This window comes from Pontibacter aquaedesilientis (genome assembly GCF_014773225.1).
Classification (GTDB): Bacteria; Bacteroidota; Bacteroidia; order Cytophagales; family Hymenobacteraceae; genus Pontibacter; species Pontibacter aquaedesilientis.
Genome location: NZ_JACXAJ010000013.1, coordinates 61,287 through 71,975, shown reverse-complemented (window position 1 = coordinate 71,975; position 10,689 = coordinate 61,287). Strand labels below are relative to the sequence as shown.

10 protein-coding genes and 1 pseudogene are annotated in these 10,689 nt (G+C 49.8%); 5 read left to right on the top strand and 6 right to left on the bottom strand.

All coding sequences use genetic code 11. The features are described 5' to 3' along the window. A pseudogene (locus H9Q13_RS18325) lies at positions 1-109 on the top strand (IS1 family transposase); the annotation flags it as partial. On the opposite strand, the gene H9Q13_RS17690 reads toward H9Q13_RS18325, so the two are convergent. The 4 genes from H9Q13_RS17690 to H9Q13_RS17675 form a co-directional block, all read right to left on the bottom strand. Further along, positions 97-267, bottom strand: a complete 171-nt coding sequence (locus H9Q13_RS17690) for a hypothetical protein (protein ID WP_191185142.1) — start codon at positions 265-267, stop codon at positions 97-99. The pseudogene H9Q13_RS18325 and the gene H9Q13_RS17690 overlap by 13 nt on opposite strands. Positions 268-336: 69 nt before the next feature. Next, positions 337-810 (bottom strand): hypothetical protein, encoded by a 474-nt coding sequence (locus H9Q13_RS17685; RefSeq protein ID WP_191185141.1) that lies wholly within the window; start codon positions 808-810, stop codon positions 337-339. 95 nt (positions 811-905) lie between these two features. Continuing rightward, positions 906-1,994, bottom strand: a complete 1,089-nt coding sequence (locus H9Q13_RS17680; protein ID WP_191185140.1) for an amidohydrolase family protein — start codon at positions 1,992-1,994, stop codon at positions 906-908. A 566-nt stretch (positions 1,995-2,560) separates the two neighbouring features. Then, entirely contained in the window at positions 2,561-3,088 is a 528-nt protein-coding gene (locus H9Q13_RS17675) for a 3-hydroxyanthranilate 3,4-dioxygenase (protein WP_191185139.1), read from the bottom strand. 121 nt (positions 3,089-3,209) lie between these two features. Here H9Q13_RS17675 and H9Q13_RS17670 point away from each other — a divergent pair, with 121 nt between their 5' ends. The 4 genes from H9Q13_RS17670 (at position 3,210) to H9Q13_RS17655 (ending at position 7,335) form a co-directional block, all read left to right on the top strand. Further along, positions 3,210-3,998, top strand: a complete 789-nt coding sequence (locus tag H9Q13_RS17670; RefSeq protein WP_191185138.1) for an SDR family oxidoreductase — start codon at positions 3,210-3,212, stop codon at positions 3,996-3,998. A gap of 165 nt (positions 3,999-4,163) precedes the next feature. Next, positions 4,164-5,609, top strand: a complete 1,446-nt coding sequence (locus tag H9Q13_RS17665) for an aldehyde dehydrogenase (protein ID WP_191185137.1) — start codon at positions 4,164-4,166, stop codon at positions 5,607-5,609. Between the two features lie 165 nt (positions 5,610-5,774). Beyond that, positions 5,775-6,296 (top strand): hypothetical protein, encoded by a 522-nt coding sequence (locus H9Q13_RS17660; RefSeq protein WP_191185136.1) that lies wholly within the window; start codon positions 5,775-5,777, stop codon positions 6,294-6,296. Between the two features lie 175 nt (positions 6,297-6,471). Continuing rightward, on the top strand, positions 6,472-7,335 hold the full coding sequence (locus H9Q13_RS17655) for a RelA/SpoT domain-containing protein (RefSeq protein WP_191185135.1): 864 nt from the start codon (positions 6,472-6,474) through the stop codon (positions 7,333-7,335). Positions 7,336-7,354: 19 nt separating this feature from the next. On the opposite strand, the gene H9Q13_RS17650 is transcribed toward H9Q13_RS17655, so the two are convergent. Both H9Q13_RS17650 and H9Q13_RS17645 read right to left on the bottom strand, forming a co-directional pair. Next, positions 7,355-8,149, bottom strand: a complete 795-nt coding sequence (locus H9Q13_RS17650; protein ID WP_191185134.1) for a YybH family protein — start codon at positions 8,147-8,149, stop codon at positions 7,355-7,357. A gap of 182 nt (positions 8,150-8,331) precedes the next feature. Then, positions 8,332-10,566, bottom strand: a complete 2,235-nt coding sequence (locus H9Q13_RS17645) for a S9 family peptidase (RefSeq protein WP_191185133.1) — start codon at positions 10,564-10,566, stop codon at positions 8,332-8,334. Between the last annotated feature and the right edge of the window lie 123 nt (positions 10,567-10,689).

The following is a 10,689-nucleotide window of genomic DNA, read 5'->3' as shown; positions in this document are numbered from 1 at the left end:
CAGAAACCGAAGAATCGTGAGAAAAACGGCCTGCTTCTCCAAAAAAGAGCAGAACCATTACAGCGCCATGAAGCTAATTTTCTATTATAGAAACCATCATACATTGTAGACCACAACCAAAATTTGAATTGTAGATTGTGCAGGTTCATTTTCGGATGACTCTGTTATTAGGGCATAATCTGTTTCACTAGATTTTTTCTCAGTTGTAGCAACTTCCCCACAACCATAAAGGATAGCTATTGGAAGTAAAAGCAAAAAGTTCTTCATGTGTTTTAAGTGCCCTAACGGACTGGGCTTTGCGGTGGCACAGCTACCGTAAAGGTGTGGCTAGCATTATTAATTATTATTCTCTAATACCACCTTCCAGTTATTCTTTTCTAATTCTTCTACTGTAAAGCTATGAAGCTCTATATACTTTTTCTCACTCCTTAGCTCTTCCCAAGGTGTATCAACTAAATCCATAGCATTAAAGAAGAAGACGTATAATGTACTGTCTGAACTTTCTCTATTGATGAAGTAAGTCCAGCCATTACCACCAAGAATATCATTTCTTTTTTTTGAATACGGCTTTACGAAGTAATCCTGTTCTACCCATACAGTATCCTTTGCATTACCTATTTTGAATACTTCTTTTTTATAATTGGGGCTGCCTTCATCAAGTATGCTATCTGTTGACAGAACATAGAACATTGCTTTATCAGTATTATTAACTATTGTTAACCTACGATCTACTTCATCACATCCACCCATTAAATAAAATAGAAGTATTAAGCTTGCTGTTCTTAGCCATTTTAGCAGACAAACTTTCATAACAAACAATTTATCATTAGGTCGAAAAGAATTTTGTTTAGGTTTTCTATTTCTTCTATTTATTGATGCTAACTAGCGGCTAAAAGGAACCTCTGCTATACCTTCGCCCTCAACCCACTCGGCGCTTCCTTCACGAAAAGGCTCTTCTCCAAATTCAACCACTCCAGGGCGGTGCCGTGGAGCATGCGGTCTTTGGTGGCGCGGTCGTAGGGCATGGATTCGATGAGTTTGCCCGGCTCGAGTTCGCCTAGCGGGAAAGGGTAGTCCGTGCCGAGCGCAATGCTGTTGGCGCCTACCAGGTTCACGAGATAGTCCAGCGCCTGCGGGTCGTGCACGAGGGAGTCGAAGTAGAATTTGCCGAGGTACTCGCGCGGGTTTACGTTGTTGTCGATGGCGCACAGATCGGGGCGCACCTCGAAGCCGTGCACGATACGGCCAATGGTAGCCGGGAAAGAACCACCGCCGTGGGCAAAAGCTACACGCAGCTTTGGCAGACGCTCCAGCACACCACCAAATATCATGGAGCAAATAGCCAGACTGGTTTCGGCGGGCATACCTACGAGCCAAGGCAACCAGTATTTGCTCATTTTCTCTTTGCCGTACATATCCCAAGGGTGCACAAACACCGCCGCTCCCAGTTCTTCAGCCGCCTGAAAAATCGGAAACAATTCAGGCGCGTCCAGATTCCAGTCGTTGATGTGCGAACCGATTTGTATACCTGCCATCCCCAGTTCCTTCATGCAACGCTCCAGCTCTTTGATGGCCAAAGTCGGGTCCTGCATCGGTATAGTGCCCAAGCCAATAAAGCGGTCAGGGTAGTCGGCGACTATACCTGCAATATGGTCGTTGAGCATGCGTGACAGGTCGTAGGTATGCTCCGGCTTCGCCCAGTAGTTAAACATAACCGGTACGGTGCTCAGTACCTGCACGCCCACTTGGTGGTGACTGCACTCGTGCATGCGCACTTTGGGGTCCCAGCAATTGTCCTGAATCTCGCGGAAAAACTTGTCGTCCATCATCATGCGGGCGCAGCACGGCTTGTGGTGCTCGAGCCTAACAAAGCCGCCATACCCGTAACGCTCCCGCAAATCGGGCCACGTGGCAGGCAGGATGTGCGTGTGAATGTCAATCTTGAACAGATTGTTTTCGGCAGGTATAGGCAATGTAGGCTTCTGGTTTTGCATGCTGGTAAACGAACGAAAATGCGGCTATACAGAGTACGGCCAAATCAAGCAATTCAACAAGATACACATTTTATAGATTTTACGAGAGATTCGAGAAAGGATTTTGAATCAGGATTTTCAGGATTTAAAAGGATAGACAAGATTTTCTCAGATGTGACGTTTTCGCTGATACCGGATCCAACCACCCCTAACCCCTCTCCCGAATCAAGTCCGGGATCTTTGAATTTAAAGGGGGACTTAATATAAGTTGCATAGCAATAGGCAGAAGCTATCGAAACTATACCCAGTCCTTGGGTTGAGCCGCCGGGGGTAGGGGCCCTCTATTTGTATTGTTGCGGTGCCCGTATGGGCAGCCCGCAGCGGAGCGAGGAGCAGCTTCAATACACAGCGCGATGCCCGAGGACGAGGCCCCGCGGCTTTGAGCGCCCAAAAGCTGGAGACGAAGCTTTTGGTATAATAGCACTGGAATAGCTGAAGTTCTTTAGAATAGCTTCTTAGCTATAATAACTGCTGTCAGCTAAAAGCTAAACCCAGATTTCTCCCGCCGGTCGAAATGACAGAAGTGGTTACGTAGGCTTCACCGGCGGTTGCAGCACCTCGCCGCATTTCTTGCAAGTTCGCAGGTCCTTGTTATCCCAGAAATTACTCATGATCACAGGCAGCTGCTTTACAATGTCCGTTACTTCCGTAAAATCCTCGTGCAGCTTGTTCCCGCAGTTCTCGCAGAACCACATAAAGCCATCTTTCTCCCCTTCGCGGCGGTAGCGCTCAATCACCAGACCGACCGTGTTGGCAGGGCGTTGTGGGGAGTGCGGCACTTTGGGCGGCAAGAGGAAAATCTCGCCTTCCTTAATGGGAATATCCACGGGTTTGCCGTCTTCGATGATCTTCAGCACAATATCGCCTTCCACTTGGTAGAAAAACTCCTCGCCTTCGTCGTAGTGATAGTCTTTACGGGCGTTCGGGCCGCCGACCACCATCACAATAAAATCGTCGTTGCCTTTGTATACCTGCTGGTTGCCCACGGGTGGTTTCAGCAAATGGCGGTGTTCCTCTATCCACTGTTTGAAATTGAAAGGTCGCTGTATGGCCATAGTTTTATCGGGTTAGGTTGATAGCTTGAATGTACGAAAAAGTAAATACAAATGGTAACGCAGGTATAGCACACGCTCCGACTAGCGTGCAAGTTTAAAGCCTTTTGCGTACTTTTAAGCTATGAACTTAGACCTGACTGATAAAAGAGCCATCGTGTGCGGCAGCACGCAAGGTATAGGCAAAGCCATCGCCGTAGAACTGGCCCAACTTGGTGCCAGCGTGACGCTGGTGGCCCGCAACGAAGCCAAGCTACAGGATACAGCCCAAGAACTGGACAACAGCCAAGGCCAGCAACACGATTACCTCGTGGCCGATTTCAGCAAGCCGGATGAGCTGGTGCAGCAACTACAGGTATACCTGCAGCAGCATGAGCAGGTGCACATTCTCGTGAACAACACCGGCGGACCAGCAGGTGGACCAATCGTGAATGCGAAGCCGGAAGAGTTTTTGAGCGCCTTCAACATGCACCTGATCAATAACCACAACCTGGCGCAGGCAGTGATACCGCTCATGAAAAAAGCAGGTTACGGCCGCGTTATCAATATCATCAGCACCTCGGTGAAACAGCCATTGCAGGGCCTAGGCGTGTCGAACACCATACGCGGTGCCGTAGCCAGCTGGGCCAAGACCATGGCCAATGAGTTGGGGCAATTCGGTATCACGGTCAATAACGTGCTACCCGGCGCTACCCGCACGGGACGTTTGGAGTCCATTATCGAGAATAAAGCGAAAAAGACAGAAAGCGACATAGATAAAGTAGAAGAAGAGATGATGTCCGAAATCCCGGCCCGCCGATTCGCCGAACCCGAGGAAGTAGCCGCAGCGGCAGCATTTCTGGCTACACCAGCAGCGGCTTATATCAACGGCATTAATGTGCCGGTTGATGGGGGCAGGACGGGGAGTTTGTAACCCCAGCCCTCCCCTAAAAACAGGGGAGGGAATTGTGACTTTTCCTAATATATATCAGTATATATCAGGAAAATTCAAAATTAGTAAGTAACACCCTCATTAAAATAAAATTATGCCCTGAAAACTCCCCCTCCTGTTTTTAGGAGGGGGTTGGGGGGAGGTACCATGCTACATATACATAACTACATCGACGGCCAGTTGGTAATGCCTGTGGCGGGGCAGTACATCGACAATTACAACCCCGCTTTAGGCGAGGTGTACTCACTTATACCTGACTCCGACGAACAGGACGTGGAACAAGCAGTACAGGCGGCTTTGAAGGCTTTTCCGGCGTGGTCAAACACGCCTGCCGAGAAGCGGGGACAGATCATGATGAAGATTGCCGACCTCATCGACCAGAATCTGGACAAGCTGGCCGAGGCTGAGTCGATTGACAATGGCAAGCCGCTGAAGCTGGCCAAGTCGGTGGATATACCCAGGGCGAGCAGTAACATGCGCTTTTACGGCACGGCCATCCAGCATTTCGCTTCCGAGGCGCACTACATGGAGGGCACCAACGCCATCAACTATACCGTGCGCCACCCGCATGGCGTGGTGGGTTGCATTTCACCCTGGAACCTGCCGCTATACCTGTTTACCTGGAAAATTGCCCCTGCCCTAGCCGCTGGCAATTGCGTAGTGGCTAAGCCATCAGAAGTCACACCCATGACGGCTTACTTGCTTTCAGAAATCTGCATTGAAGCAGGTTTGCCTGCGGGTGTGCTCAACATCGTGCATGGTTACGGCCACAAAGTAGGTGCCGCCATGACAACTCACCCCAAAGTACCGGTTATCTCTTTCACAGGCGGCACCGCCACAGGGCGCACCATCGCGGCTACGGCGGCTCCTATGTTCAAGAAGCTGTCGCTGGAGTTGGGCGGCAAAAACCCGAACATCATTTTCGCTGACTGCGATTTCAATAACGCCCTGCATACCTCCATCCATTCCTCTTTCGCCAACCAAGGACAGATCTGCCTGTGTGGTTCCCGCATTTTCATTGAGCGACCGCTGTATGAGAAGTTCCGCGATGCTTTTGTGGAGAAAGTAAAGGCCATGCAGGTAGGCGACCCAATGGAAGAAAGCTCGAAAATGGGTGCGGTGGTATCGGAGCAGCACATGCAAAAGGTGCTTTCTTATATCGAGCTGGCTAAACAAGAGGGCGGCACCATTCTGACAGGCGGACACCGGATACAGGTAGAAGGACGTTGCCAGAACGGCTGGTTCATTGCCCCAACCATTATCGAAGGACTAGCTTACAACTGCCGCACCAACACCGAAGAAATCTTCGGCCCGGTGGTCACGCTTATGCCTTTCGACACCGAAGAAGAAGTCATCCAATACGCCAACTGCACCGACTACGGCCTTTCCGCCACCATCTGGACGCAGAACCTGCAACGCGCCCACCGTGTCGCGCACCAAGTGCACTCGGGTATCATCTGGGTGAACACGTGGCTCCTTCGCGACCTGCGCACGCCTTTCGGCGGCATGAAGAACTCGGGTGTAGGACGTGAAGGTGGTTTCGAAGCGCTAAGGTTCTTCACAGAGCCGCAGAATGTTTGTGTGAAGCTGTAGTCAACTTGGCAGGATGAAAGTTTAGTGGTCACGCCTATCAACCTGTTTCAGTAAGTACTCAACTGTGTTTTGGTTGGGAATAGTGAAAAGCATGTTTCATTTCTGCAAATGAAAACGCCTTGCTTCAGGCAAAGCGCATTTTGATGAATTAAAAGAAAGCTGAATATGAAATTGTATTACTTGCTACTAGGTTCAGCCTTAATCTGCTGCTCTCCTGACACAGATAAATCAAAAGCCCAGGCTAACAGCAGACTGCAAACTGACCATGAGACCTCCTCTTATCATCCAAATCAGCTCGACGCTGAGGAAACGTGCAGCGTTTTATCGATTACAGGAATAGAAAGAGAATTCCTTGATAAGGATACGTTAGAAGTAACATTCCAAAATCCAAGCAATGACAGTCTCTACTTCAATGCCCTTCTTCAATTCAAAGATTTAGAATTGGGCCACTGGTATCAAATAGATGGCGGTATCGAAAGCCCAGGAAAAGAACTAACAGAAATCTATGGCCTAAGTGGACATGGCAATAGAGACCTTAAGTTAGATTTGAAGAGACTAGAATTGTGGAAGGGCGGGCCAAAACAAAAACCATTTAGGATATTAGTTCACTATAGACCCACTAAAGAAGACAACTGGGATAGTTGTGTTAGTAAGGAATTTTCTATCAATTCTGAAGAGGTTAATTAGATATTAACCTAACGACCATAAAGCTCCTTGATTTGAAAGTGAATGGAGACAAAAAATCAAAAGTGCTAACTCGCCAATTAAGCTTATTTACGGCTATACCTTGCTCACCTTATGTACTAACCCCAACCCTTTCCCCCATCAAAAGAGTATGAATATATAGACCCATACGCTTCTGATGCCCAACCACAACCAGCCAAACGAAAACCAGTCAACCACTATACTTGCACGATTAGGTATAGCCGAGGAAGAATGGCATGCGCAAGGTATAGCGCCTCAAACGTTGGTGGCCATCTACCATGATTTTGCCCTTCGGAACCAGGAACTCACGGATATTGCGGCGCAGACGGCCAACACCCTGCAACATGAACCGGCAGTGCACGCCGTACGGTATCGGGTGAAGGACCCTGTGCACCTGCTCCGCAAGATTATCCGGAAGAAAAACGAATATCCGGAGCGCACGGTGGATGAACGCAGCTACTTAGACTGGATCAACGACCTGGTCGGCATTCGGGTGCTATACCTGTACAAAGAGTCCTGGCGGGAAGTGGGGCATTTCATAAAGGCCACTTGGGAACTGAAACGAACCCCAATTGCCTATATCGGTGCTGAAGAAGCTGCGTCTGTCGCAGATGAGTTTACTGCCGCTGGCTGCAACATCAGGCGACATGACCTTGGCTATCGGGCCGTGCACTTTGTGATCAGCACGCAACCCAACCGACAGCGCTACTTTGCAGAGATACAGCTGCGCACCCTTTTTGAAGAAGGTTGGAGCGAGATAGACCATAACATACGCTATCCGGATCACCGTTGCGGCGCCGCCATTAGGGAATTACTCACCATCCTGAATCGCCTCACGAGCCAGTCCGATCAGCTTGCCTCTTTTACCAAGTTCGTGTTGAACACGGTCTACACCTCAGAACAGCTGACAGATAATGAACGGTCAGAAGTGTTTGCTCAACTGCAGGCATTGCCCATCAGCAAGGCAGAAAAAGTTCGACTGCATGAGCAAATTGATCGCTTGCTCACCAAGATGAATTAAAATCTATACCTGGTACGAGCTACTGCTTTTTGTCAGGAACAAGGTTATGCGCCACCAATTTCCACTCACCTTGCAGTACTTTCCATACCTTCAGATAGTAACCTGTTTCTGCGGTTCCGCCACGGGTATAGCTGCCGTAGGTATAGGCCATATCAGCGGCCGGGGAAATATCGTGCCCGAGAGTGGTGTACGCTATATTGGAAGCTGGCTCGATGATCAGATCTTTATACCTGATCGGGTATTGACCCGCCCGGTAGATCAGGGTTTCGTCATGGTAGGGCTGTACCTTTTGCTCGTCTTTTTGCAGCAGGTCCTGCGCTGTCCCCTTGCTTGCTTCAACGCCTGCCGTTGGCTTGTACGCCTCCGGTTTTATCTGCTCAACCGGATAGGAATTACCTTGATCGATGGCTACTTTCCATTGCCCGTCCGGCTGCTTTTTCCAGACCGACAGATAAAAGCCTGCCCCTGCCGGTTTCTCTTCCAAAGGGTTAGCCCTGAACTCGTAGGGACCGGTGGTATAGCCCCAGTCCAGGGAGCCGGAAATATCGGCATACACAGGATACCACGATAGTTTGGCGTCGCTTTCCGGCCGGCTGCCATAGCCTGCTTTGCCGTTCACCGGTTCAGGCAGGAACACGACGGCGTCATCTGCCAGATATTCCAAAAAGGCTGCCCTTATACCTTTCTCAACGGAAGTGGTGGCAAAGCTTCTTTCGGCTTCTACCATACTGGCAAGCGCTTTGTCACGGCTTGCTTCTGAGCCCTGAAAAGCACATAGCATAAACGGCAAGATCATAAAGAGTAGTTTCTTCATAGCGAACAGGTATAGCTATCCTAAATTTAGCACATATAGTCGCTATACCTACAGCTCGTTACTTATTTTTTCAGGCACTTCACTTGCTACCTGTACCCATACAAAAAGACCCGCCATTGCTGACGGGTCTCTCAGTTATCTATAGGTCGTGTGCCTAAAATCCGGACACTTGTTGCTATACCTTATTGGTTCTTCTCAGAAGTCGGGTTGATCAGCTTGCGCTCCAGGAAGTCGGTCATCATCTTAAAGCGGTGCAGGCTCGTGATGCCGCCACCCACACCGTGGTTACGGTTCGGGTAGTAGAAGCTCTCGAACTGTTTGTTGGCGCTGATCAGGGCATCCTGCATAGCCACCGCATTCTGGAAGTGCACGTTGTCGTCGCCGGTGCCGTGGATAAGCAATAGGTCGCCCTGCAGTTTGTCGGCAAAGAACAGCGGCGAGTTATCGTCGTAGCCAGTAGCGTTCTCCTGAGGCGTTTTCAGGTAGCGTTCGGTATAGATGGAGTCGTAGAAGCGCCAGTTCGTAACCGGAGCCACCGAGATACCGGCACGGAACACACCATTGCCTTTGGCCAGGCCAAGCAGCGTCATGTAACCACCATAGCTATGTCCCCAGATGCCTATACGGTCTTTGTCCACGTACGGCTGGTTGCCCAACCACTTGGCCGCTTCAATCTGGTCTTCGATCTCGTACTTGCCTAAGTTCGCATACGTCACTTTCTTGAAGTCAGCGCCACGGGCGCCTGTGCCGCGGTTGTCCACGCTCACCACAATAGCGCCTTTGCTGGCCAGCACTTGGTACCACATATAGTTGGCACCGCCCCAACTGTTGTTCACCGTCTGCGATCCCGGACCACCGTACACAAACATCAGCACCGGGTACTTCTTCTTCGGGTCGAAATCTGTCGGCTTGATCATCCAGCCGTTCAGCTGCGTGCCGTCAGGCGTTTTCATGGTGAAGAACTCCTGCTTGGCGATGTCATACTGAGCCAGTGTGTTGCGAAGCTTCTGGTTGTCTTCCAGCACCTTCACCAATTTGCCGTCTTTGGCGGTGTGCAGGCTCACGGTAAGCGGAGTGTTAGCGGCTGTGTGGTAGGCAAGGTAATATTTGTAGTCCTTGCTCATGTTCACGTTGTAAGTTCCCGACTCAGTGGTCAGACGCTTCTTGTTTTTTCCTTTGCTGTTGATGCTGTACAAGTGGCGCTCCAGCGGCGACACCTCTGTAGACATGTAGTACAGCACGTCATTCTTCTCATCAAACCCGATGAAGTTGCTCACTTCCCAGTTGCCTTTTGTGATCTGCCGCACCAGTTTGCCATTCATGCTGTACAGGTATAGGTGGTTGAAGCCGTCTTTTTCCGAAGAGTGGATGAAGCTTTTGCCGTCGTTGAGGTAAGTCAGGTCGTCGGTGATGTCAATGTAGGCTTTGTCCGTCTCCTTCAATACCACGTTGGCTTTGCCCGTTGTCGCGTTGGCATGCAGAATCTCGAGTGTGTTCTGCAAACGGTTCATCTTCTGGATGGAAAGCAGGTTGCTGTCGTTGGTCCACTTAATGCGCGGGATATAGATATCAGTCTCGTTGCCGGTGTCCATTTTCACGGTCTGGCCGTTGCCCACGTTATACACCGACACAGTCACGGCAGAGTTGGCCTCACCGGCTTTCGGGTACTTAAACTTGTAGTCCTGCGGGTATAACTCACCCCACATCTGCATGTTGAATTCCGGTACATTGGTCTCGTCGAAGGTATAGAAGGCGATCTTAGAGCCGTCCGGTGACCAGTGGAAGCCTTGCGCGAATGAGAATTCCTCCTCGTATACCCAGTCCGCATACCCGTTGATGATCGAGTTGAACTTACCTGTGTTGGTAATCTGCGTTTCCTTCATATTACCCAAGTCCACGAAGAACATGTTGCCTTCGCGGGCAAAAGCTACACGCTTGGCATCTGGCGAGAAGGTAGCGTACAGCTGCTTGCCGCCGTTGCTCAACTTGGTCAGTTTCTTCGAAGCGATGTCATACACATAAAATTCAGCTTTGGAAGAGCGACGATAGATCTGCTCCTTTTCAGTCGCGAATAGCACTTTTTTCTCGTCTGAGCTGAAGGTATAGCTATCAAATTTGATGGGCTTATCGCTGCCTTCCGGCTTCAGGTCTTCGCCTTCGATGATGGTGCTTACCGGCTGGCCAGTCGTTACATCATACTTCACGATGTCGGTCACGCCGTTCTTTTCGTCGGCCACCTGCGAACTGTAATAGCGGCCGTCATTCATCCAGTTCACGCCGTACACCGACTTTGGCGAGAAGGTGCCCTTGCGGTAAATGTCCTCCAGCGTGATTTCTTTTTTCTGCTGGGCCTGCGCTATAAAGGCAAAGCACAAAAGCACCACAGCCAGAAAATTGGTTTTAAGGTTGATATGCATGTGTTTAAGGGTTGTTAACGTTTAGATTGCTAATTTATCAGAATAATATGGTTTTTGCCATACCTAGCCGTCAAAACCGTTCCTCCATCAGGTATAGCGCAACAAAAAAGCGGCAACCCTTTC

Coding starts and splice junctions, on each gene's coding strand:
- H9Q13_RS17690 (WP_191185142.1), bottom strand. CDS start 267: ATGAAGAACTTTTTGCTTTTACTTCCAATAGCTATCCTTTATGGTTGT.
- H9Q13_RS17685 (WP_191185141.1), bottom strand. CDS start 810: ATGAAAGTTTGTCTGCTAAAATGGCTAAGAACAGCAAGCTTAATACTT.
- H9Q13_RS17680 (WP_191185140.1), bottom strand. CDS start 1,994: ATGCAAAACCAGAAGCCTACATTGCCTATACCTGCCGAAAACAATCTG.
- H9Q13_RS17675 (WP_191185139.1), bottom strand. CDS start 3,088: ATGGCCATACAGCGACCTTTCAATTTCAAACAGTGGATAGAGGAACAC.
- H9Q13_RS17670 (WP_191185138.1), top strand. CDS start 3,210: ATGAACTTAGACCTGACTGATAAAAGAGCCATCGTGTGCGGCAGCACG.
- H9Q13_RS17665 (WP_191185137.1), top strand. CDS start 4,164: ATGCTACATATACATAACTACATCGACGGCCAGTTGGTAATGCCTGTG.
- H9Q13_RS17660 (WP_191185136.1), top strand. CDS start 5,775: ATGAAATTGTATTACTTGCTACTAGGTTCAGCCTTAATCTGCTGCTCT.
- H9Q13_RS17655 (WP_191185135.1), top strand. CDS start 6,472: ATGCCCAACCACAACCAGCCAAACGAAAACCAGTCAACCACTATACTT.
- H9Q13_RS17650 (WP_191185134.1), bottom strand. CDS start 8,149: ATGAAGAAACTACTCTTTATGATCTTGCCGTTTATGCTATGTGCTTTT.
- H9Q13_RS17645 (WP_191185133.1), bottom strand. CDS start 10,566: ATGCATATCAACCTTAAAACCAATTTTCTGGCTGTGGTGCTTTTGTGC.